Source organism: Pseudoalteromonas aliena, assembly GCF_038155085.1.
Lineage (GTDB): Bacteria > Pseudomonadota > Gammaproteobacteria > Enterobacterales > Alteromonadaceae > Pseudoalteromonas > Pseudoalteromonas aliena_A.
Window position 1 is genome coordinate 38,125 of record NZ_JBAKAU010000018.1, and the last position, 22,048, is coordinate 60,172.

At 40.2% G+C, this 22,048-nt stretch carries 24 protein-coding genes; 7 read left to right on the plus strand and 17 right to left on the minus strand.

The features are described from left to right. Positions 1-119 precede the first annotated feature (119 nt). Both V6260_RS15190 and V6260_RS15195 read left to right on the plus strand, forming a co-directional pair. Positions 120-2,162, plus strand: a complete 2,043-nt coding sequence (locus tag V6260_RS15190; RefSeq protein WP_341594971.1) for a glycoside hydrolase family 97 protein — start codon at positions 120-122, stop codon at positions 2,160-2,162. Between the two features lie 269 nt (positions 2,163-2,431). Beyond that, positions 2,432-2,686, plus strand: a complete 255-nt coding sequence (locus V6260_RS15195) for a hypothetical protein (RefSeq protein ID WP_341594972.1) — start codon at positions 2,432-2,434, stop codon at positions 2,684-2,686. Here the strand turns inward: V6260_RS15195 and V6260_RS15200 are convergent, their stop codons facing one another. The 4 genes from V6260_RS15200 to V6260_RS15215 form a co-directional block, all read right to left on the minus strand. Beyond that, positions 2,687-3,235 carry a DUF4124 domain-containing protein gene (locus V6260_RS15200; RefSeq protein WP_341594973.1) on the minus strand — a complete coding sequence of 183 codons (549 nt, stop codon included), beginning with the start codon at positions 3,233-3,235 and terminating at the stop codon, positions 2,687-2,689. Between the two features lie 145 nt (positions 3,236-3,380). Further along, positions 3,381-4,121 carry a phosphoadenylyl-sulfate reductase gene (locus V6260_RS15205; RefSeq protein WP_341594974.1) on the minus strand — a complete coding sequence of 247 codons (741 nt, stop codon included), beginning with the start codon at positions 4,119-4,121 and terminating at the stop codon, positions 3,381-3,383. 42 nt (positions 4,122-4,163) lie between these two features. Continuing rightward, the gene (gene cysI / locus V6260_RS15210; protein WP_341594975.1) at positions 4,164-5,861 is read right to left on the minus strand and encodes an assimilatory sulfite reductase (NADPH) hemoprotein subunit; all 1,698 of its coding nucleotides are present in this window, start codon (positions 5,859-5,861) and stop codon (positions 4,164-4,166) included. Positions 5,862-5,921: 60 nt separating this feature from the next. After that, positions 5,922-7,736, minus strand: a complete 1,815-nt coding sequence (locus tag V6260_RS15215) for an assimilatory sulfite reductase (NADPH) flavoprotein subunit (RefSeq protein WP_341594976.1) — start codon at positions 7,734-7,736, stop codon at positions 5,922-5,924. Positions 7,737-8,038: 302 nt separating this feature from the next. On the opposite strand from V6260_RS15215, the gene V6260_RS15220 reads away from it, so the two are divergent. After that, positions 8,039-9,664 carry an endonuclease gene (locus V6260_RS15220; protein ID WP_341594977.1) on the plus strand — a complete coding sequence of 542 codons (1,626 nt, stop codon included), beginning with the start codon at positions 8,039-8,041 and terminating at the stop codon, positions 9,662-9,664. Between the two features lie 27 nt (positions 9,665-9,691). Here V6260_RS15220 and V6260_RS15225 read toward each other — a convergent pair whose 3' ends face one another. After that, on the minus strand, positions 9,692-10,156 hold the full coding sequence (locus V6260_RS15225) for a hypothetical protein (RefSeq protein WP_341594978.1): 465 nt from the start codon (positions 10,154-10,156) through the stop codon (positions 9,692-9,694). Between the two features lie 181 nt (positions 10,157-10,337). Between V6260_RS15225 and V6260_RS15230 the strand changes: the two genes are divergently transcribed. Next, on the plus strand, positions 10,338-10,877 hold the full coding sequence (locus V6260_RS15230) for a helix-turn-helix transcriptional regulator (protein WP_341594979.1): 540 nt from the start codon (positions 10,338-10,340) through the stop codon (positions 10,875-10,877). A gap of 805 nt (positions 10,878-11,682) precedes the next feature. On the opposite strand, the gene rpsQ is transcribed toward V6260_RS15230, so the two are convergent. From rpsQ to rpsJ, 11 genes are read right to left on the minus strand one after another with little or no spacing between them, the layout of a single operon-like run. Then, positions 11,683-11,940: a 30S ribosomal protein S17 gene (gene rpsQ, locus V6260_RS15235; RefSeq protein ID WP_007376193.1), complete on the minus strand. Its 258-nt coding sequence runs from the start codon at positions 11,938-11,940 to the stop codon at positions 11,683-11,685. Next, positions 11,940-12,131, minus strand: a complete 192-nt coding sequence (rpmC, locus tag V6260_RS15240) for a 50S ribosomal protein L29 (protein WP_002957889.1) — start codon at positions 12,129-12,131, stop codon at positions 11,940-11,942. The genes rpsQ and rpmC overlap by 1 nt, the downstream gene beginning before the upstream one ends. Then, positions 12,131-12,544, minus strand: coding sequence for a 50S ribosomal protein L16 (rplP, locus tag V6260_RS15245; RefSeq protein ID WP_002957890.1), 414 nt, complete (start codon positions 12,542-12,544; stop codon positions 12,131-12,133). The genes rpmC and rplP overlap by 1 nt, the downstream gene beginning before the upstream one ends. A 12-nt stretch (positions 12,545-12,556) precedes the next feature. Further along, on the minus strand, positions 12,557-13,258 hold the full coding sequence (gene rpsC / locus V6260_RS15250) for a 30S ribosomal protein S3 (protein ID WP_004588691.1): 702 nt from the start codon (positions 13,256-13,258) through the stop codon (positions 12,557-12,559). 11 nt (positions 13,259-13,269) lie between these two features. Further along, positions 13,270-13,602, minus strand: a complete 333-nt coding sequence (gene rplV, locus V6260_RS15255) for a 50S ribosomal protein L22 (protein ID WP_006791357.1) — start codon at positions 13,600-13,602, stop codon at positions 13,270-13,272. 13 nt (positions 13,603-13,615) lie between these two features. Beyond that, a complete protein-coding gene (rpsS, locus tag V6260_RS15260; protein ID WP_004588689.1) occupies positions 13,616-13,894 on the minus strand; it encodes a 30S ribosomal protein S19 in 279 nt (92 codons plus the stop codon). A gap of 15 nt (positions 13,895-13,909) precedes the next feature. Beyond that, on the minus strand, positions 13,910-14,734 hold the full coding sequence (gene rplB, locus V6260_RS15265) for a 50S ribosomal protein L2 (protein ID WP_002957895.1): 825 nt from the start codon (positions 14,732-14,734) through the stop codon (positions 13,910-13,912). Between the two features lie 15 nt (positions 14,735-14,749). Next, on the minus strand, positions 14,750-15,052 hold the full coding sequence (rplW, locus tag V6260_RS15270) for a 50S ribosomal protein L23 (protein WP_054206127.1): 303 nt from the start codon (positions 15,050-15,052) through the stop codon (positions 14,750-14,752). Then, a complete protein-coding gene (gene rplD, locus V6260_RS15275; RefSeq protein WP_008108340.1) occupies positions 15,049-15,654 on the minus strand; it encodes a 50S ribosomal protein L4 in 606 nt (201 codons plus the stop codon). The genes rplW and rplD overlap by 4 nt, the downstream gene beginning before the upstream one ends. Positions 15,655-15,671: 17 nt before the next feature. Beyond that, positions 15,672-16,307 (minus strand): 50S ribosomal protein L3, encoded by a 636-nt coding sequence (gene rplC, locus V6260_RS15280; RefSeq protein WP_006791361.1) that lies wholly within the window; start codon positions 16,305-16,307, stop codon positions 15,672-15,674. Between the two features lie 27 nt (positions 16,308-16,334). Continuing rightward, positions 16,335-16,646 carry a 30S ribosomal protein S10 gene (rpsJ, locus tag V6260_RS15285; protein ID WP_002957900.1) on the minus strand — a complete coding sequence of 104 codons (312 nt, stop codon included), beginning with the start codon at positions 16,644-16,646 and terminating at the stop codon, positions 16,335-16,337. A 427-nt stretch (positions 16,647-17,073) separates the two neighbouring features. Between rpsJ and plsB the strand changes: the two genes are divergently transcribed. Further along, positions 17,074-19,512, plus strand: coding sequence for a glycerol-3-phosphate 1-O-acyltransferase PlsB (plsB, locus tag V6260_RS15290; RefSeq protein WP_341594980.1), 2,439 nt, complete (start codon positions 17,074-17,076; stop codon positions 19,510-19,512). Positions 19,513-19,533: 21 nt separating this feature from the next. Here the strand turns inward: plsB and tesB are convergent, their stop codons facing one another. Beyond that, on the minus strand, positions 19,534-20,391 hold the full coding sequence (gene tesB, locus V6260_RS15295) for an acyl-CoA thioesterase II (RefSeq protein ID WP_341594992.1): 858 nt from the start codon (positions 20,389-20,391) through the stop codon (positions 19,534-19,536). 77 nt (positions 20,392-20,468) lie between these two features. Between tesB and V6260_RS15300 the strand changes: the two genes are divergently transcribed. Together V6260_RS15300 and V6260_RS15305 are read left to right on the plus strand one after the other, a co-directional pair. After that, on the plus strand, positions 20,469-20,927 hold the full coding sequence (locus V6260_RS15300) for an EVE domain-containing protein (RefSeq protein WP_341594981.1): 459 nt from the start codon (positions 20,469-20,471) through the stop codon (positions 20,925-20,927). An 89-nt stretch (positions 20,928-21,016) separates the two neighbouring features. Beyond that, positions 21,017-22,048, plus strand: coding sequence for a cytosolic protein (locus V6260_RS15305; RefSeq protein ID WP_341594982.1), 1,032 nt, complete (start codon positions 21,017-21,019; stop codon positions 22,046-22,048).

The window sequence follows — 22,048 nt, forward strand, 5'->3', positions numbered from 1 at the left end:
GAACAAGTAGTTAAATTCTTTCTATTTTTTAAAACATTGAATACGTATGTAACCAGTCGTATTAATTTACAACTGTCATTATCCTTAAATGTCACCACTGACTCACCTAAGGACACACAATGAGAATACCAGCACTTGTACTTTTAGCCTTTACTAGCAACAGCTACGCACAAACGGTAGAGCTAAAATCGCCAGACACACAAATAACGGTCACTATTTCTGATGAAAACACCACACCAAGCTACTCTATAAAATTTAAAAATAAGCCTGTTATAAATAAATCGTTGCTTGGTTTTGAATTTAAAACTCAAGCTGCGTTTAGTGATGGCTTTAAAATTAAAGATATCAAGCAGCAAAGCGTTAACTCGCAATGGCAACAGCCATGGGGAGAGCGCCAAACAGTCACAGATAAACATAACGAAATAGCTGTTACCTTTACAAAAAAAGAACCTAACTCAGACACTTATACTATTCGTTTTCGCGCATTTAATAGTGGAGTCGGCTTTAGATACGAAGTACCTAAACAAGCAGGCTTTGAGCAAACGTTTATAACTAAAGAGCTCACTGAGTTTGCAATAAATAATAGTCACAACGCTAAAGCTTGGTGGATCCCCGCTCGTGGATGGAACCGTTATGAATACGTTTACAACACCACCGCGCTTAACGAAGCTGCACTTGTGCATACACCCTTTACGTTTAAAACAAGTGATGGCACTCACGTAAGCATTCATGAAGCGGCTCTTGTTGATTACGCCGGTATGGTACTTAATCAGCGCCGCCCAGGAACATTCAATGCCGATTTAACCCCGTGGTCAGATGGTATTGCGGTTAAAAAACAAGGCGCGTTTAATACCCCGTGGCGTACCATTCAAATTGCCGGCAGCGCCGTGGGTTTAGTTAATTCAGACATTATATTAAATTTAAACGAGCCTAATAAACTCGGTGATGTGTCGTGGGTAAAACCAGGAAAATACGTAGGTATTTGGTGGGGCATGCATATAAACACGCAAACATGGGGCAGCGGAAAAAAACACGGTGCAACCACACAAACCACAAAATACTACATGGATTTTGCGGCTGAGTACGGATTTGATGGTGTGCTAGTAGAAGGTTGGAATGAAGGCTGGGACGGTGATTGGTATTTTAATGGTGATGTATTTAACTTTACCAAACCATACGATGACTTTGACATAGCTACGCTGACTCAATACGGCAAACAAAAAGGCGTACAACTCATTGGCCATCACGAAACATCGGGTAATGTAAGTAATTACCGTGACCAAATGGAAGATGCTTTTGCCCTATACGAAAAATCAAACGTAAGCCAAGTTAAAACGGGTTATGTGGCTGATGGCGGTAATATAAAACGTATAGACAAAAACGGTATTGCACGCCATGAGTGGCATGATGGCCAATTTGTGGTTAACGAATACCTATACAACGTAAAACTAGCCGCTAAACATAAAATTAGTATTAATACCCACGAGCCCATTAAAGATACTGGCCTGCGCCGTACCTACCCTAATTGGATTGCGCGCGAAGGTGCACGTGGGCAAGAGTATAATGCATGGGGTTCACCGCCTAACCCACCAGAGCATGTACCAATGCTTGCTTTTACACGCATGCTTTCTGGCCCTATGGACTTTACACCGGGTATTTTTGATATGAGCTTTAATGGTTTAGGGGATGATACAAACCGCCCACAAACCACGCTTGCAAAACAGCTTGCGCTTTATGTTGTGTTATATAGCCCAATTCAAATGGCCGCCGACTTACCTAAAAACTATTTAGCTAAGCCAGACTCATTTCAATTTATACAAGACGTACCAACAGATTGGCAGCAAAGTATTGCTCTTGATGGCGAAGTGGGCGACTTTATTATATTTGCACGTAAAGAACGCAAACGCGGCAAATATACAGGTAATGATTGGTACTTAGGCGCCGTAACTGACGAAAAAGCCCGTACTATTGAAGTAAAGCTCAACTTTTTAGAGCAAGGTAAAAAATTTGAAGCGCAAATTTATCAAGACGGTAAAAACGCAGAGTGGAAAAAAAATCCATATGATTTAAATATTGAAAAACGTGTAGTCACTGCAAACGATAAACTAACGCTAAAACTGGCTACCAGCGGCGGCACAGCTATTCGCTTTAAAGCACTTTGATTAGATATCCATTAATAATACCAATCCGCAATAATACTTAATCATTTTGCGGGGCTAAACGTGTTGCTACTTGTGTTAAAAAATTCTCATTTAGAATAACTAAATAGCGATTTTTTGCCTAACTATCAACACGTTTTTCCACCCTCAAAATACATCACTTAATTAAGCGAATTGGTATAAGCCTCGACTTGGGGGCTTATTGTTCCATATCAATATAACCCTTCCACCGCTCTCTTATAATAATAAATTAAATTCCCATGATTTATATTATGTCGCAGATAAAAATTATTAGATTATTGAGGATATCAATTGTGCTTGGATTGTGCCTTATTGTGACTGGCCACACTTTAATAGTATCGAGTTACTTTACTGTCGAGCATGGTATTAAAGGAATAATTATAGCGGCGGCATGCATTGCTCTAGGCGTGCTGCTGTCGCTTCCAACTAAAATATATTTAACAGTATTATTGATGGAAGCCGAAAAGCGTTATTTAAAAAACCATAAAAGCATTCACTCTAAATAATTAAAGTGCACTTAAATTATTAATTTCTTTATTACGTTTTTCTAGTTTGTCTTTTACATTTTCGGCGTCATTAAATAGCTTTTTAACCGAATCTGGGTTTAAAAAACTGATCCCCTCAGGTGCTGCCGACATTGTATTTGGAGTTGAAGAGGTATTTAAAATAGACGTGTCTTCTGCAGCAATAACAGTAATATCTTTAGGATCGAGTTTTACTTCAATACTTTTTGCATGCGGGTTAGGTGTATCAGAAAAGTGCCATTGCCCTGTTTCGTCTTGCCACTTAAAAATTTTGCTGCTTGAGGTAGTACTTTCAGGCATTGGTTCATCAGAAATACTACTCGCAATTTTATCGCCAGCCTGCTTAACGCCTTGCACTGCTTGGTCCAAAGTATTGCTAGATAGCGCGACCATTTTTTCTTTAATTTGCTGAGATTCACTGCTAATTGATGATGCAGAAAGCCATGTTTTACCATCGGGCTTTTTTAAATAAAACAAAGAGATGACTGCAATAGCCATGATTGATATAGCTAAGTAGGTAAAGTATTTCATAGCGTTCCTGCTCCCATTAATCCCTTATTGCTTTGAGTCTAATAAAAAACACTTAATTAGGCAATTTTTTGTACCCTAATAAAAGAAAATAAAAACGCAGCCGAAGCTACGTTTTTATTTGCGATTTAAATACAGCGTAGTGACGTTAAATACCATCACCATCCATGTGCAAGCCACATTCACGGTTTAAACCAAAAAAGCGAGTTTCTTCTTCGCTCATACCTGGCTCTAACTTACGTGTTGTATGCACATCTCCCATCGACACATAACCTTGCTCCCATAATGGATGATAAGGTAAATCATGCTTAGTAAGATATTGATACACATCGCGGTTCGACCATTCAATAATCGGGTACACTTTTACTGTACCACGGCTTATTTCTACAAACTGCTTATCAGCACGAGTAGATGATTGATCGCGTCGTAAACCGCTAAACCAAGTGCCTGCTTTAATCTCTTTAAGTGCGCGAGTCATCGGCTCAACTTTATTAAGTTGGTTGTATTGCTTAATACCGTCTTCACCTTGCTCCCATAGCTTTCCAAATTTAGCTTCTTGCCATGCTGGGCTTAACTGCGCTCTATACACTTTTAAATTAAGTGATAGTCGCTCGCTCATTTGCTCAATAAACTGATAGGTTTCAGGAAACAAGTAGCCAGTATCGGTTAAAACAACTGGTATATCTGGGCGTTGTGAGGTCATTAAATGCAGCATTACTGCTGCTTGAATACCAAAGCTAGATGATAAAAATGCCGTCTCAGGCAAGTTATCAAGCGCCCATGCAACGCGCTGCTCAGCGCTCATATTCGCTAGTAAACCATTAGCATCAGCTAACATTGCCGTTTGGCTTTGTTTATCTAGCTGTAAAATATTTTTAAATTCACTCATGGAAAATTCCAAGCCTCACCAGCGCTAAGTGCTGGTATTAAATTATGCGTGAAAATCGGTTACTGATACTTTTACTTCAGAAACAATGCCTTTGCGTATAACAAAATCACCAAAACACTCACCGTCGTTACGCTCTTTAGCCCACTGGCCAATGAGTTTATCAAACGCCTCTAGGTAAACGTCTTCGCCTACGTTCTCAAGGTACAATTTAGGAATACGTGTGCCTTCTAAATTACCACCTAAGTAAACGTTGTATTTACCTGGGCCTTTACCTACTAAACCAGCTTCTGCAAGCATTGCGCGGCCACAGCCGTTCGGGCAACCTACAACGCGCATAATAATGCTGTCATCTGGTATACCGTGCTTAGCAAGTAATGCTTCAGTTTTTTCGACTAGGGTTGGTAAATAGCGCTCCGCTTCGGCCATTGCAAGTGGACATGTTGGTAGTGAAACACACGCCATAGAGTTTTTACGCTGCGGCGAATCAGTATCGTCAATTAAACCATGGCTGCGGGCAATTTCCTCAATTACAGCTTTTTGATCGGCAGGTACACCCGCAATAATTAAGTTTTGGTTTGCCGTCATACGCATGTCACCTTGGTGAACTTCTGCAATTTTACGACACCCTGTTTTAAGCTGCTTACCTGGGTAGTCTAAAATACGGCCGCTTTGAATAAATAGCGTTAAGTGGTGCTTACCATCAATGCCTTCAACCCAACCAATACGATCGCCACGATGAGTAAACTCATACGGACGGCTTGGTGCAAATGTAACGCCTGAGCGTTTTTCTACTTCTGCTTTAAATACATCAACACCTACACGGTCTAATGTGTATTTAGTTTTTGCATTTTTACGGTTTGAACGATTACCCCAATCGCGCTGTACAGATACAACATGTTCTGCAATTTTTAGCGTGTCGTCTAAGGTAATAAAACCAAAGTCATCAGCTTTACGCGGATACGTTGCAGTATCACCGTGAGTCATGGCAAGGCCTCCACCAACAAGGACGTTAAAACCTACAAGCTTGCCATTTTCAGCAATTGCTACAAAGTTTAAGTCATTTGCATGCACATCAACTTCGTTGTTAGGCGGAATAGTTACCGTTGTTTTAAACTTACGTGGTAAGTAGTTAGAGCCTAAAATTGGCTCTTCTGTAGTTTCTGCTTTTTCGCCATTTAGCCAAATTTCAGCATACGCTTTGGTTTTTGGTAATAAATGCTCAGAAATTTTTGCAGCCCAGTCGTAAGCTTCTTGATGTAACTCAGATTCAACAGGGTTAGTAGTACACAGTACGTTACGGTTAACGTCACCCGCTGTAGCAATAGAGTCTATGCCTACACTGTTAAGCAGTTGGTGCATGCCTTTAATATTTGGCTTTAATACACCATGAAACTGAAACGTTTGACGTGTAGTTAAACGAATGCTGCCGTAGCTTGTTTTGTCATCAGCAAATTTATCGATTGCTAACCACTGTTCTGGCTTAATAATACCGCCAGGCATACGTGCACGTAACATTACGTTATGAAGCGGTTCTAGCTTTTGCTTTGCACGCTCACCACGAATATCACGATCATCTTGTTGATACATACCGTGAAAACGTATTAACTGAAAGTTATCGGCTGTAAAACCACCGGTAATTTCGTCTTTTAAATCTTGCTCTATGGTGCCACGTAAAAAGTTACTTTCTCTTTTCAAACGCTCATTATCAGAAAGTTTTACGTTTTTATCTTGTTCGCTCATTTTAAATCCTAAATTTGTTACAGTGACGGCTGCTAGCTGTTAGTAAAATAAGAAACGTGATTAATACACGTCTTTCTGATAGCGGTTAGCGCTACGTAAGTCTTTTAAGTATTGCTCTGCGTCTTCGTTGCTCTTGCCTGTGTTTTCTTTAATGATATCAACAAGGGCATTGTGTACATCTTTTGCCATGCGGTTTGCATCGCCACAAATATACAAGTGCGCGCCTGCTTCTAACCATGCAAATACGTCTTTGCTGTTACTGCGTAATTTGTCTTGTACATATACTTTTTCAGCCTGGTCACGGCTAAATGCAACATCTACTTTACTAAGTAAACCTGACTTTAAATAACCTTGTATTTCTACTTGATATAAAAAGTCTTGGGTAAAGTGTGGATTGCCGAAAAACAGCCAGTTTTTACCTTGTGCTTCACGCGAGTCACGTTCTTGTAAAAATGCGCGGAACGGCGCAATACCGGTACCCGGGCCAACCATAATAATTGGTGTTTCATCATTAGTAGGTAAACGGAAGTTGTCGTTATGTTCGCTAAATACCTTAACCTTACAGCCTTCTTCTGCGCGGCGAGTTAAATAACCAGAACAGCCACCTAAGTGCTCACTATCAAATGAGTCAAACTGCACTAAACCAAGTGTTAAATGTACTTCGTCTTCCACCTCACTTTGGCTAGAAGCAATTGAATATAGACGAGCTTGTAATTTACGTAAGCAATCTACTAGCGTTTGCGCATCAAGCTTTGCTGGGTTTTGACGAATGACATCATATATTTGGCGAGGCTCGATGTATGCGCGCATTGCAGCTTTATCTTCTACAAGCTTTAATAATTCAGGCGAGCCCGTAGCAGTGGCATATTTTTCGACAAAACCAGGGTATGACTGAGTTAGTTCCAGCTTTTCAATTAGAGCATCGCGTACGTTTAGCTCTTCATCACCTACTTTTACAATACTAGTTGCCGCTATTTGAGTAAGCTCAAGCACTTCATCAACTAACACGTCGTCATTTAAAAAGTACACACCTAACGAATCACCTGGAGTATAGGTAATGTCTGAACCTTCAAGCGAAATCTCAACATGGCGTACGTCTTTAGTAGAGTCGCGGCCAGTAATTTTTTGAACAGTTAAAAGCTCTGCTTCAAACGGATTCTGCTTGGTGTATTGGCTGGCAGCAGTCGTTGGCGCGCCAAATGGCATTGATACAACTTGACCGCCAGCAGCATCTTGCTGCGCTTTTATATCAGGTTCAAATGCATTTAGTGCACCCGTGATCCATGTTGCAGCTTCATCATCGTAGTCAACATCTAGGTCAGCACGCTGAAAAATGGTTTCTGCGCCAAGTTTATTTAAACGCTCTTCAAAGTCTTTTGCTGTTTGGCAGAAAAATTCATAGCTAGAATCACCTAAACCAAGTACTGCTACTTTTACACCATCTAATTTAGGCGCTTTTTTAGTCGTTAAAAATTCGTACAGTGTTTCGGCATCTTCTGGTGGCTCGCCTTCACCGTAAGTAGATACCACAATGGTTAAAAACTTTTCTTTTTTCAGGGCTGTTGGTTTGTAATCCGACATACTTACTAACTTAACAGCGAGTCCGCGAGACTCCGCTTGTTCTTTTAGCTTAGTTGCTACGCCTTTTGCGTTACCTGTTTGTGAGCCATATAAAATTGTTAACGGTGCAGCATCGCTAGCAGCAGGTGCATTTGCCACTGGGCCGCCCAAAGCAGCCGAGTTAGCATTAGCAGCTAAGTAACCACTTACCCACGCTTGTTGAATTGGATTAAGTTCAGCCACTAAGCCTTGCAGCTTTTGTACTTGATCTTGCGATAGCGGGCTTGCCGCTGCATTTAGTTGACCTAACAACATGAATCGATTCCCCATAACCCTGAAAATTAAACACAACACACTTAGTGTATTGTTAAAAATGAGTTTTACCTCATCCAGAGCGTATCTGTTGAGGTTTTCTAAGTTAGTAGGATAGCGGGCTCAGCATAGATAAAAAAAGAATAGAATCTGCTTTGTTATTCCATTTAGTTATTAATTTATATAAAGACCTTAAAAACAGATTAAAGACCTATTGTTGCTTTTCATTGCACTTTAAACTAACAATTTTTTAACCTAACTAATGTAGGGTATATTCTTCATTCAAAATAAAAATAGGAACAACTATGTTACACGGGAAATATAAAAATAAACTACTTAGCACCGCTTTGTTACTTGGCTCATTCCCTGTAATGGCCAATATTGCTAATGGCGGATTTGAACAATGGTCAGGTAATACACCTAGCTCTTGGAGCACTATTGATAGCGGGATCAGCTTAACGCGCTCAACTAGTGTAGTTAAAAGCGGTAGTAGCTCTGCTGCTGTCAACGTAACAACAGGATCGCAAAGTAACACTGATTTACTACAACAAGTTGCTGTAGAAGCGGGTAAAACCTATAACTTTTCGGCTGATGTTTACCACACCGAAGGTAAAATTAAAGCGCGCTTATATGTAGATGGCTATCAAGGCTATTCAAATCAAGCACAAACTAACCAATGGCAAACAATTAGCCATAGCTATACAGCAAGCAGTGATAAAACAATTAGTGTTGGGCTTAGGTTTTACGATGTAAGTGGATTTGATGGCAGCGAAACCGTATACGTAGATAACTTTTTACCAAATACTGATGGCAACGCATCAACAAGTTGCACCGACAATAGCCTTACCTTAACGCTTAACACCGATAATTACGGTAGCGAAACTAGCTGGGCCGTTAATAACAATCAAGGTAGCGCTGTTGCTAACGGCAGTGGTTACGCATCAAACACTCAGTATGATGAGCCAATATGCCTAACTGATGGTACTTACACACTTGTTATTAGCGACAGTTACGGCGATGGTATGTGTTGTTCAACAGGTAGTGGCAGTTATGCGCTTAAGCAAGGCTCTACCACACTTGCTAGCGGTGCAAGTTTTAATAATACAGACAGCACGGCATTTACTTTAGGTAGTGGCTCTGGTGATGGCGGCGGAACCAACCCAACACCCACTGGCTACTATGTTACTGCTCAAGGGTTATCAGGTTATGCACTAAAAACTGAGCTTTATAATATTATTAAAGATCATAATGCACAGGGTTACTCGGCTATTTGGAATTTTTACGACTCATCTGCACGTGATAAATACTTTGAAAACGATAACAGCATTTTAGATATGTATAGCGAGAAACCAAATGGCTCAGATAGCTACAATTATACTGCGGTGAGTGACCAATGTGGTAACTATAGTGGAGAAGGCGGCTGTTACAACCGTGAGCATTCATTTCCTAAAAGCTGGTTTGGCGGCACTATTGAGCCAATGAACTCAGATGTGCATCATATTTACGCAACCGACGGTTATGTAAACTCAAAACGTAGTAATTTCCCATTTGGTGAAGTAGCAAGCGCAACATTCACATCAACCAATGGTAGTAAACTGGGCTCTGCAGCGAGTTCTATTAATTACTCTGGCACTGTATTTGAGCCAATAGATGAGTTTAAGGGTGACTTTGCGCGTGCTTATTTTTATATGGCTACGCGCTACGAGAACGTAATAGGCTCGTGGCAAAATAACACAACTGCAAGTAATGCCGTGCTAAATGGTTCAAGCAATCAAGTATTCGAGAGTTGGGTTGTAACCATGCTGCTTAATTGGCATAACGCTGACCCTGTTAGCCAAATGGAGCTTGACCGCAACCAAGCCGCATTTGATTTTCAAGGCAATCGTAACCCGTACATCGACCACCCAGAATTTGTAGAAATGATTTGGTAAATATAATAGCCCCGACTTGTGTTGGGGCTAATTAAAACTCGCTTGACCTAGCTCTATAGATTCATAGCGTTTTCCTGTTAATTTAATTAGCCATACACTGCCCGTAAATGTGCGACTAAAATACACAGTTTGTCCGTTTGGAATATTTGGCATAAAAGACGTTATAGACTCCCATTGACTATCTACTTTTTCTTTCAGTTTCATACTCGCATTATAATAACTTCCCTCTTCATTAGTTTTAATCTCCAGTGCTGTTAGTTGTTCATCGCCGCCTATTTCAATTAATGCACTTTTATTTAGACTCGCTAAAAGCTGAGGTTGATGAATGGGTTGTAAATTTTTTAATGTTTCATCTATTTGACTATCTATTGTTATATTATTTTCTAATTTATAAATGGTCGCTTTAATTGCAAACACTTGCTCTGCAACACACATAGGGGATAAAAACCCCAAAGTAATAAATGCGACGGCTTTATAATAATGTAATTTCATTCCATACTCCTTTTGTTAATTGTAAGCCTAGCATAATCAATTTATAGTAAATTAAAACTTAACTTATTAATATTCATAATATTCTTTTACTTCATCATAATGAATATTGCGTAATAGACTATTTAAATGCAGCATTTTTAGCGATAATAATCAGGTGAATAAATAATTAGAGTATGGAAACATGTCGCCGCTAGGAACAGAGTTAAAACGCTTGAGAGTTAACAATAAATGGACCCAAGCATTTGCTGCACGGGAAATCGGCATTCAGCAATCTTACTTATCAAAACTCGAAAATGGACAATTTACTCCCTCCGCTGAAGTTGTTGAAAAACTCGAACTTTGCTATGGTAAATCATGCTTGAATAATTACTTACCCTCAAAGCCACCTATAAATACATCAACTAAGAAAATGCTGGTTATAAGTTTAGCTCTGTTTATTACTGGCCTTGTTATTTGGATGTGTGCAACCTACGAAATTTTTTATCCCGAAACCTATTTTACCTATCAAGCAAAGTCAGGCGATTTTTTAGCATTTAATGTCAGCCAGCAATATCAAGGTGAGCGCTTTATTGAGGGGGACGTGACTTACCAAATTGTAGGCGAAAGAAAAATTAGTCGAATTGAAAACCGTTTTTTAATTGTAAGCTCCTCGCTAAGCATTTTACTATCGATTGTTACTGGCATTTTTTCGAAAAATGCATTTGTTACTAAAATTTATTAAGAAGATATAGCCCCATTGATGCTAATAGGTATGAATGCTTTATTTATCAATTGAGTATATTTTTGATGGTTGCCCTCTGCTTCTTATAATCCTCTGATTTGAGAGCACTAAAGTGCTCAATATAAACCATTACTTTCTTATTTTTATACGACTTTACGAAGTAACAGCCCCCGAGTTACCACAAAGTTAAGTGACTTCATTCAAGCCATAAACTTAGCGAGAAAAATACGAGCTTCACTTTTACATGGCTGTTAAGAATAGTTACTTAACATCACCCTTCATAATATTAATTACAGTAATGCCTGCGTTAAGCCTTTACTATCGCGGCTTGTTAATGAGTTTACGTTTGATATTCATAACACTCTGTAAATCTAGTTGTTAATTAACTTTAGAACTGCGTTCTTTAAACGCCTCAACTATAAGAAGCTAACTTCAGACTCAGTTTTATTTAGAAAGTGGACAACGCGGTTTATTAGGATTTTTAACACTGGGAAATATTAAAGCTCTACCATCATATAGCTTTTTATTACTGTGTTAGTTACGTTGTCTTAATTGTTTGCCTTTAAAATAGCAACGTGAAAGCCTATGAAGATAAAAGTTAAGCGATGCGTGATAGCTCCCTTGGAAGATTTCTGTCCATGAAAACAGTTTACTTTAAAAGTATAGATAAGCAGGTTTAGTATATTAAAGGGGATACTATTATTAGGTTCAAAAAAGTAACAAGACGTGGTTTTACTATGCTGCTAAAAACAAAAAGCCCCAGCTAATGCCGGGGCTTTTTTTACAAAACTAATTTAATTAAAAATTAAGCTAGTTTTGGACTAGAAATAACGTCTACTAAAGTCCAAGATTTATTCTTAGAGATTGGTGCGCATTCACGGATAGTAACTACGTCACCCGCTTTTGCTGTGTTATTTTCGTCATGTACGTGTAACTTAGTCGTACGTTTAATGAATTTCCCATAGATTGGGTGCTTCACGTAACGTGCGATAGCGATAGTGAAAGATTTTTCCATCTTGTCGCTGATTACACGGCCTTGAAGAGTACGAATTTTATCGCTCATTATTGACCTGCCTTCTGGTTAATAACTGTTTTTACACGCGCGATATCGCGGCGTACTGTTCTTAGCGTGTGTGTCTGAGCTAACTGACCAGTGCTAGCTTGCATGCGCATATTAAATTGCTCACGAAGTAGTCCTAGAAGTTCAGCATTAAGCTCTTCTACGCTTTTATCTTTTAGTTCGCTTGCTTTCATCACATTACCGTCCGAGTTACGAAAGTTGTTTTGAATGGCAGTTTACGAGCAGCAAGGTCAAACGCTTCACGAGCAAGCTCTTCTGAAACACCTTCCATTTCGTAAAGTACTTTACCAGGCTGAATTTCAGCAACCCAATATTCAACAGAACCTTTACCTTTACCCATACGAACTTCAAGAGGCTTTTCTGTGATCGGCTTGTCAGGGAAGACACGGATCCAGATTTTACCTTGACGTTTCACGTGACGCGTCATAGCACGACGAGCTGCTTCGATTTGACGAGCAGTCATGCGGCCACGACCAGTAGCTTTCAAACCGAAAGTACCGAAGCTTACTTTGTTACCGTTTTGCGCTAAACCGCGGTTGCGGCCTTTGTGCATTTTACGGAATTTTGTACGTTTTGGCTGTAACATTACTCGCTACCTCTACTTAGCACTTTTTTTGGCTTTCTTTGGTGCGCGTTTAGCTGGTTTTTCTTGCTCTTGTACTAGTGGTAAACCACCAATAACTTCGCCTTTGAAAATCCAAACTTTAACACCAATGATACCATAAGTGGTTAAGGCTTCAGAAGTTGCGTAGTCGATATCAGCACGAAGAGTATGTAGAGGTACACGACCTTCACGATACCATTCTGAACGTGCGATTTCTGCGCCGCCAAGACGACCGCTAACTTCAACTTTGATCCCTTTAGAACCGATACGCATTGCATTTTGTACCGAACGCTTCATAGCGCGACGGAACATAACACGACGCTCTAGTTGAGAGGCAATGCCGTCTGCTACTAGTTGTGCATCAAGTTCTGGTTTACGTACTTCAGAAATATTAATCTGAGCAGGTACACCAGCAATCTTAGTTACCGCTTGACGTAATTTTTCTACGTCTTCGCCTTTTTTACCAATAACAACACCCGGACGAGCCGTATGAATTGTTACACGGATAGATTTAGCTGGGCGCTCAATAACGATTTTAGACACAGAAGCCGCTTTTAATTCCTTAGTAAGGAAAGTACGTACTTTGTGATCGCCAAAAAGCTGATCAGAGAAATCTTTTGAACTCGCGTACCAGGTAGAAACCCAAGGTTTAGATATACCTAGGCGAATACCAGTAGGATGAACTTTTTGTCCCATTACTTATACTCCTAGCTATCTGAAACCATAACAGTGATATGGCTTGTACGCTTAAGGATGCGGTCTGCGCGTCCTTTAGCACGTGGCATAATACGTTTCATTGTTGGACCATCGTCCACAAAAATCGTAGTTACACGAAGCTCATCAATGTCAGCACCTTCGTTATGCTCTGCGTTAGCAATAGCAGACTCAAGTACTTTCTTAACTAATACAGCCGCTTTTTTCGGGCTGTACGCCAGGATTTCTAATGCGCGGTCTACAGGTAGTCCGCGAATTTGGTCTGCAACTAGACGAGCTTTTTGCGCCGAACCAGAGGCGAATTTATGTTTAGCTAATGCTTGCATTTATCTTCCCCTCTTATCGTTTCTTCGCTTTCTTATCCGCAGCATGGCCACGGTAAGTGCGAGTTGGTGCAAATTCACCTAATTTGTGACCAATCATTTCGTCAGAAACGAAAACTGGCACGTGCTGGCGACCATTATGGACAGCAATGGTCAATCCGATCATGTTAGGTATGATCATTGAACGACGGCTCCAAGTTTTAATTGGCTTCTTTTCACCGCTTTCCAAAGCTTTCTCTACCTTCTTCAGCAAGTGTAGGTCTATAAAAGGACCCTTCTTGAGAGAGCGTGGCATGGCTATTCCTCAATATTACTTAGTACGACGACGTACTATAAATTTATCCGTACGCTTGTTCTTACGCGTCTTCGCACCTTTAGTCGGTTTACCCCATGGTGACACAGGATGACGACCACCAGATGTACGACCTTCACCACCACCGTGTGGGTGATCTACCGGGTTCATGGCAACACCACGAACTGTCGGACGAATACCACGCCAGCGATTTGCACCTGCTTTACCAAGTGAACGAAGCATATGCTCAGCATTGCCTACTTCACCTAGCGTTGCACGACAATCAGATTCAACTTTACGTACTTCGCCTGAACGAAGACGTAATGTTACATATTGACCATCACGAGCAAGGATTTGAACGTATGCACCAGCAGAACGTGCGATTTGAGCACCTTTGCCTGGTTTTAATTCTACGTTGTGAACAGTCGAACCTACAGGCATGTTACGCATAGGCAATGCATTACCAGGTTTGATTGGTGCATCAACACCAGACTGGATTGCATCACCAGCTTTTAAGCCTTTAGGTGCGATAATGTAACGACGCTCACCGTCTGCATATAATACAAGAGCGATGTTTGCGCTACGATTTGGATCGTATTCTAAACGTTCAACAGTGGCTGGAATGCCATCTTTAGTACGTTTAAAATCGATTAAACGGTAATGTTGCTTATGACCACCACCGATATGACGAACCGTAATACGACCATTGTTATTACGACCACCTGATTTAGAGTTTTTCTCTAAAAGTGGTGCGTATGGCTTACCCTTATGTAGATCAGAGTTAACCACTTTAACTAGGTGACGACGGCCCGCAGAAGTAGGCTTACACTTTTGAAGTGCCATAATTCTATCCCCTTATTACTCGGCGCCGCCGACAAAGTCTAGCTCGCTGCCTTCTTTAAGAGTAACGTAAGCTTTTTTCCAGTCGCTACGACGACCGAAACGTGCGCCAGTACGTTTTGTTTTACCCTTAACGTTAAGTGTGCGAACACCCGTTACTTCTACTTCAAAAAGCTTCTCAACTGCTGCTTTAACTTCAGCTTTAGTTGCGTCATTTACTACTTTAAAAACAATAGTATTGTTTTCTTCAGCAGCAATGGTGCTTTTCTCAGAGATATGTGGAGCAAGGATCACTTTTAAAAGACGTTCTTCACGGATCATGCTAGCGCCTCCTCAAGTTGCTTAACAGCAGCGGCTGTAATAAGTACCTTGTCGAAAGCAATTAAGCTTACAGGATCGATACCAGCTACATCACGCGTGTCAACCTTATAAAGGTTACGTGCCGATAAGAAAAGATTTTCATCTACTTCTTCAGTCACGATAAGAACATCTTTAAGCTCAAGTTCTTTAAGCTTAGCAACTAATTCTTTTGTCTTTGGTGCTTCTAAACCAAAGCTTTCAACAACGATTAAACGCTCTTGACGAACTAATTCAGATAAGATGCTTTTAATCGCACCACGGTACATTTTACGGTTTACTTTTTGGCTGTGGTCTTGTGGTTTAGCTGCAAAGCTAACGCCACCTGAACGCCAAATTGGACTACGAATTGTACCAGCACGTGCACGGCCAGTACCTTTTTGAGCCCATGGTTTTTTACCACCACCGCTTACTTCAGAACGTGTCTTCTGAGCACGAGTACCTTGACGAGCACCTGCTGCGTATGCAACAACTACTTGATGTACTAATGCTTCGTTAAACTCACGTCCAAAAGTAGCTTCAGAAACTTCAAGAGCGCCAGAAGCGTCTTTAATTGCTAATTCCATCACTAAATCTCCAGGACTTATGCTTTAACAGCTGGTTTAACGATAACGTCACCGCCGATAGATCCAGGTACAGCACCTTTTACTAATAGCAAGTTACGCTCAGCGTCAACGCGAACTAGTTCTAAGTTTTGAGTCGTTACACGCTCAGCACCCATATGACCGGCCATTTTCTTACCTTTAAACACCTTACCAGGTGATTGGTTTTGACCGATTGAACCAGGAGCACGGTGAGATAGAGAGTTACCATGAGTTGCATCTTGCATGCTGAAATTCCAGCGCTTAACACCACCTTGGAAACCTTTACCTTTAGAAGTACCGGTTACGTCAACCTTGTTGATTTCGTTGAATAATTCAACAGTAAGCTCAGCGCCTACTTCAAAATCGCCTTCACCACCATTTAGGCGGAATTCCCACAGACCGCGACCCGCTTCAACACCAGCTTTAGCGAAATGACCCGCTGAAGCTTTGTTTACACGACTTGCTTTTTTAGTGCCTGCGGTTACTTGAAGCGCGTTATAACCGTCTGTTGCGTCAGATTTGATCTGAGCAATGCGGTTAGGAGTCGCTTCAATAACTGTCACAGGGATAGATACACCATCTTCAGTGAAGATACGTGTCATACCCACTTTACGACCGACTAGACCTAATGCCATTTTCCTATAACCTCTCTAATCTTTCGATTAACCCAGGCTGATTTGAACATCAACACCAGCAGCAAGGTCTAAACGCATTAGAGCGTCTACAGTCTTGTCAGTTGGTTCTACGATGTCGATCAGACGTTTATGGGTGCGGATCTCGTACTGATCACGCGCGTCTTTATTAACGTGCGGTGATGTAAGTACAGTAAAACGTTCAAAGCGTGTAGGTAGTGGAATTGGACCACGTACTTGTGCGCCAGTGCGTTTCGCAGTTTCCACGATTTCCGCCGTTGATTGGTCAATCAAACGGTGGTCAAAAGCTTTTAGGCGAATACGAATGCGTTGATTTGACATTCTTAAACCTCAATATAAAGAGCATTTAAAGAGCATAAAAAAACGACCGAAACAATCTCAATAATTAAGATGCCGGTTGTTAATCTATATCTACGTTGAGTTCCAAATCGGAACTCCTGTTTATTAGCTTGAAATCCAAGCTTAATTTATCCTTTCAAGTTCCCGGGGGAATTTTGAAAGCCTGCGTATTATAGTGACATTGGTGATAAATGCAACAACTAATTATAAAAGAATTAAAACCGGGTATTCGATTAAATAAGCTACAGCCCGTTATGTACTAGATAATAAATAACTATACTTGAACCTATACTGCCGCATACAGTCAATTATTAGCTTATAACCAATTACGTAAAATAACGAATTTCACTGATATTATGGTATCCTATAGGCTTATTTTGCTTTCTAACACTCTCAATATGGTGAGTCGATGCGTATTTTTAATTATTGTTTAAATGTTATGTCTGCTGGAGTAAGCCGCTTACTAGTAAAAAGTAAAGTGCTTCCTGAGAACCCGATTGAGCAGTATGAGCTAAACCCTCAATATCCTACATTCTACATAGTGCGACTAAATTCACGTTTTGACTTAGCGGCACTTGCTCGTGTGTGTAGAAAGCATGGCTTACCTAGTCCAACTGAAGAACAAGTGTTAGGTAATAAACAGCTAGAGCGTTTTATTGGCATTAAAAATCCACCGCCATTATTTGGTGACGAAGCAAAACCAACCACTGCACTTGCTCAAGGCAAAGAGATTGTTGAGCACTTATTAAATAGTGGGCAAAAGAATGTGCAAGTAGTGCCTGTTACTATTTTGTGGGGGCGCGATCCAGGTAAAGAAAAGCCAGGGCTACGTACTTTAATTACACACTCTCTTACTCCAAGCTGGTTTAGAAAATTTTTTGTCGTGTTATTTTCAGGGCGCGACAACTTTATTCGCTTTAGCCAACCACTCGATTTATCACTTTTAGTAAATGAAAAAGCCGATGTGAGTGAGCTGCCACATAAACTACTGCGTGTTGCTCGTGTCCACTTTAAGCGCCAAAAACTAGCGGCAACTGGCCCTAAAATGCCTTCTCGCGAGCAATTATTTAACTCTCTTCTTGCTTCACCAACAATAAAAAAAGCCATTCAAGATGAAGCTAAATCTAAAAACATAAGCCAAACAGAAGCGCGCCAAAATGCACTTAAGTTACTTGATGAAATAGCCGCAAATTACTCCGAAGCAATGATTCGTGTTGCAGACCGTTTTTTAACATGGCTTTGGCATAAACTATATAACGGTATTGATATTAAACATGCAGAGCAAATTCATGAGCTAACAAATAAAGGTCATGAGATTATTTATATGCCTTGTCATCGCAGCCATATGGATTACTTATTGCTTACTTACTCTATTTATCATTTAGGCTTAGTACCTCCACATATAGCTGCTGGTATAAATCTTAACTTTTTCCCTGCCGGTGGTATATTTAGGCGATCTGGTGCGTTTTTTATTCGTCGCTCATTTGCTGGCAATAAGCTTTATTCAGCCGTATTTAAGGAATACTTAAGTCAACTGTTTATTAAAGGTTACTCTGTTAAATTTTATACCGAAGGTGGTCGCAGCCGGACTGGACGTTTACTCCCACCTAAAACAGGTATGCTTGCAATGACCTTGCAAGCAATGCTTCGTGGAATAGACCGTCCTATTTCTATAGTGCCTGTATATATCGGTTATGAACATGTAATGGAAATTAATACCTATCTAAAAGAGCTGGCTGGTAAAGATAAAAAAGGCGAGTCGATATTCGGTATTTTTAAAGCCATAAAAAATCTTAAAAACTATGGCCGCGGTTATTTAAACTTTGGCGAGCCAATTTCAATCAACCAATATTTAAATGATAACCAACCAGATTGGCGTGATTCAATTCACCCAACCGATGTACAAAAGCCACAATGGTTAGGACCGCAAGTTGCAGCGCTTGCTGACCAAGTAATGGTAAAAATAAACAATGCTGCAGCGCTTAATGCAGTTAACTTACTTGCCATGATATTGCTGGTTAATGATAAACAAGCATTAAGTAAACCAAAACTATTAGCACAGCTTGATTTTTATTTACGCTTACAGCACGATGCCAGCTACAGCAATAAAGTAACTACACCAGACGAAACACCTGAGCAACTGTTAACGCATGCATTAAAACTAAATAAGTTTGAAGTTATCAGCGATGAGTTTGGCGAAATCATTACGATTAGCGATAAAGAAAAAGTACTGTTTAATTACTACAGAAACAATATTTTGCATTTGTTTGCCGTACCAAGCTTAATTGCGCTACATCTATTTAAACAACACAGCACAACTATTGAACAATGCCAGCAACTTGTAAAAACGTTTTATCCGTTGTTTGCTAAAGAATGGTATTTACAGCCTCTTGATGAAAACTACATAACGCGTATTTTAGCTAATTTTGCCGATCAAAATTTAATTGAGTTTGATAATAATAACGTTCATATAACGAACAGCAATGACTGCTTAGCTAAGCTAGAAATGCTCGGACGAGCACTTAGCTTTACTCTACAACGATACGCTATTGTAATCGGTTTTATTCAAACAAGTAATGGCATTGAAAAAGCCGAGCTTGAAAGAGAAAGCCAAGTACTTGCAGAGCGCTTAGGGACTCTTCATGGTATTAAAACACCTGAGTTTTTTGACAAAAAAGTGTTAGTTGGCTTTATTGATAACTTACGCGGTGAGTTTTTAATAACAGAAGGTGAAAACGGTTTAGTGGGTAGCACGCAACTTTGTGAAACTTACATGCACCTTAAAACGTTATTGCCAGCTCGTATTTGGCAATCAATCAGCGATATAGTGCAAGGTCAGTGTAACTAGCACTTTATCGCTGTGTAAAGGTTAGCGCTGGCGCATAACCCCTTCTTGTATTGTTGAGGCAACTAAGTTGCCCTGTCGGTCAAAAAACTGCCCTCTAACTAATCCTCGGCCTGAGCTAGCGCTTGGGCTGTCGATTGTATATAAAATCCAATCATCTAATCTAAACGAGCGATGAAACCACATAGCATGGTCAATTGTCGCGACTTGCATATTTGGTTGCATAAACGATACGCCGTGTGGCTGAAGCGCAGTAGGCAAAAACTCAAAATCTGAAGCATAAGCAAGTAAGTAATTATGAATGCGCTGATCGTCCGGCATTTCACCATTGGCTTTAAACCAAATATGTTTTACAGGCTCTATTGCTTCAGGCTTAAATGGGTTATGAAAAGTCACCGGACGCATTTCAATTGGCATTTCGCGAATAAATTTATTACGAATTACCTCTGGAATATGTGCAGCATTTTCTTGGTAAAATTCAAGTGATGAACGCAGCTCTTCTGGTGGCGGCACATTTGGCATAGTTGCCTGATGCGATAAGCCCTCTTCTTCACCTTGAAAAGACGCAGTCATGTAAAAAATAGGCTTACCGTACTGAATCGCTTTTACACGGCGCGTACTAAAGCTTTTTCCATCACGTATGGTTTCTACATCGTAGACAATGGGCTTAGCTGCATCACCTGGGCGTAAAAAGTAAGAATGTAATGAGTGAACTATGCGCCCTTCAGGTAATGTTTCTTTTGCAGCAGAAAGCGCCTGCCCCATAACCTGACCGCCAAATACAGCACCAAAACCTAAATCTTGGCTTTGTCCGCGATATAAACCTTGCTCAATTTCTTCAAGCGATAACAACGACAATAAATCATCTAATACTTGGCTCATCATTTCTTCCTCAATCCCCTGATAAGTTAATGATACTATAGACTACAACTATGTAAATCTTTGTTAGGAATGACGCTATGTCTTATTGGTTGTTTAAAACAGAACCCGATGCATTTTCAATTGATGATTTAAAAAACGCACCAAACCAAACGACACTTTGGGAAGGTGTACGTAATTATCAAGCGCGTAATTTTATACGTGATGATATAAAGCTAGGCGACCAAGTAATGATTTACCATTCAAGCTGCAAACTTGTAGGGGTTGTAGGTATAGCCACTGTGACATGTGAGGCCTATCCAGATCCAACACAGTTTGATTTAAGTAGCGATTATTACGATGCAAAGGCCACTAGTGATAAACCGCGCTGGTTTGTTGTTGAAGTAACATATAAAAGCCATTTAAATAAACGAGCCAGCTTAAAAGATATAAAAGCTAACAATGCTATAACCGAACTTGCACTTAAAAAAGCAGGTCGCCTTTCAGTTATGCCAGTAACTAAAAACGATTGGAACGAAATAATTGCCATGAGCAATTAAAAACACTTACCTAGCTTACAACCTGGCTATGTTTGACCTCTTTTAGCCGGGTTTGATACGATCCCCGCCAAGATATAATTGGGGGATTAATGAAATTACTGTATTGGTTAGATGAATGGTTAACGCTTTGTCGTGATGAACAACAAACTAAGCTGCCTATAAACGGCGGTGACTTACTCGGTGATGTGTACGTAAAATATGACTTTGTTGACATAAATAAGCCCCTGCTTTTTACATTCTCCCCCGCAGGTACCAACGTACAAGAGCAAGATCTGACCGATAACTTTGCCCCTTGGGGTTTTCATTTAGCACAAAAACAAAACGTTAATGTAATTTCATTTCAGCACTTAGGTACAAGTAATTGGTTTAGAAGCCGTAATTTGATTTTCTTTTTAGAACAACTATCAACCTTACTTAGCCCATTTAAGTGCCGTTTAGGCTATGGCTTAAGCCGTGGTGGCTTTGCTGTGGGCGCATTTGCAAAATTATTAAAACTCGATCAGGTGTTGTTCTTTCACCCTGTCAGTACCAAAAATACCGAAATAGTCCCTTGGGATAACCGCTCAAGCACTACGCTTGCACAACAATTTGATTGGCAAAGCGATTATAGCGACCTCGATTTAGGCCATGCTAAAGGGTATATAATTTATGACCCTACCAATAAAATAGACCGCTTACATGCTAAGCGTTACCCGCAGCTGACTCATTTTCGTGTATTTGGTATGGGGCACGGCACTCATGCTACTTATTTGAGTAAATTTGGTTTTTATAAACAAGTTGCTGTCGATTTTATTCGCCACCAGCAAATTGATATTGCGCAGTTTCGTTTGCAAACCAAAACACTGCGTTTAAAAGAAGAGTATTATCAAAGCCTAAATAAGGCTAATGCAAAGTCGCCTCACCGCTTAGCATTGTTAAGTACCGCACATAAGATTTTAGCCGATGAAAAAGAGGTGCACGTGCAGGAACATCAGGCCAAAATTGATATTCAACCATTAATTGATGTAGCGCTTAAGCATCAAGATGAACACCCCAATGATGCGATTCAGCTATTGGAGGTCGCTCAGCAAATTGTACCTGACGACCCACTAATAGAGCATAAACTTAAGCAATTAGAATAA

Coding starts and splice junctions, on each gene's coding strand:
- rplW (WP_054206127.1), bottom strand. CDS start 15,052: ATGATCCGTGAAGAACGTCTTTTAAAAGTGATCCTTGCTCCACATATC.
- rpsS (WP_004588689.1), bottom strand. CDS start 13,894: ATGCCACGCTCTCTCAAGAAGGGTCCTTTTATAGACCTACACTTGCTG.
- rpmC (WP_002957889.1), bottom strand. CDS start 12,131: ATGAAAGCAAGCGAACTAAAAGATAAAAGCGTAGAAGAGCTTAATGCT.
- V6260_RS15205 (WP_341594974.1), bottom strand. CDS start 4,121: ATGAGTGAATTTAAAAATATTTTACAGCTAGATAAACAAAGCCAAACG.
- V6260_RS15300 (WP_341594981.1), top strand. CDS start 20,469: ATGTCTTATTGGTTGTTTAAAACAGAACCCGATGCATTTTCAATTGAT.
- rplP (WP_002957890.1), bottom strand. CDS start 12,544: ATGTTACAGCCAAAACGTACAAAATTCCGTAAAATGCACAAAGGCCGC.
- rplD (WP_008108340.1), bottom strand. CDS start 15,654: ATGGAATTAGCAATTAAAGACGCTTCTGGCGCTCTTGAAGTTTCTGAA.
- tesB (WP_341594992.1), bottom strand. CDS start 20,391: ATGAGCCAAGTATTAGATGATTTATTGTCGTTGTTATCGCTTGAAGAA.
- V6260_RS15305 (WP_341594982.1), top strand. CDS start 21,017: ATGAAATTACTGTATTGGTTAGATGAATGGTTAACGCTTTGTCGTGAT.
- rplC (WP_006791361.1), bottom strand. CDS start 16,307: ATGGCATTAGGTCTAGTCGGTCGTAAAGTGGGTATGACACGTATCTTC.
- rplV (WP_006791357.1), bottom strand. CDS start 13,602: ATGCAAGCATTAGCTAAACATAAATTCGCCTCTGGTTCGGCGCAAAAA.
- rpsJ (WP_002957900.1), bottom strand. CDS start 16,646: ATGTCAAATCAACGCATTCGTATTCGCCTAAAAGCTTTTGACCACCGT.
- V6260_RS15195 (WP_341594972.1), top strand. CDS start 2,432: ATGTCGCAGATAAAAATTATTAGATTATTGAGGATATCAATTGTGCTT.
- rplB (WP_002957895.1), bottom strand. CDS start 14,734: ATGGCACTTCAAAAGTGTAAGCCTACTTCTGCGGGCCGTCGTCACCTA.
- V6260_RS15230 (WP_341594979.1), top strand. CDS start 10,338: ATGTCGCCGCTAGGAACAGAGTTAAAACGCTTGAGAGTTAACAATAAA.
- rpsC (WP_004588691.1), bottom strand. CDS start 13,258: ATGGGACAAAAAGTTCATCCTACTGGTATTCGCCTAGGTATATCTAAA.
- V6260_RS15190 (WP_341594971.1), top strand. CDS start 120: ATGAGAATACCAGCACTTGTACTTTTAGCCTTTACTAGCAACAGCTAC.
- V6260_RS15200 (WP_341594973.1), bottom strand. CDS start 3,235: ATGAAATACTTTACCTACTTAGCTATATCAATCATGGCTATTGCAGTC.
- cysI (WP_341594975.1), bottom strand. CDS start 5,861: ATGAGCGAACAAGATAAAAACGTAAAACTTTCTGATAATGAGCGTTTG.
- V6260_RS15220 (WP_341594977.1), top strand. CDS start 8,039: ATGTTACACGGGAAATATAAAAATAAACTACTTAGCACCGCTTTGTTA.
- V6260_RS15215 (WP_341594976.1), bottom strand. CDS start 7,736: ATGTTGTTAGGTCAACTAAATGCAGCGGCAAGCCCGCTATCGCAAGAT.
- rpsQ (WP_007376193.1), bottom strand. CDS start 11,940: ATGAGCGATAAAATTCGTACTCTTCAAGGCCGTGTAATCAGCGACAAG.
- plsB (WP_341594980.1), top strand. CDS start 17,074: ATGCGTATTTTTAATTATTGTTTAAATGTTATGTCTGCTGGAGTAAGC.
- V6260_RS15225 (WP_341594978.1), bottom strand. CDS start 10,156: ATGAAATTACATTATTATAAAGCCGTCGCATTTATTACTTTGGGGTTT.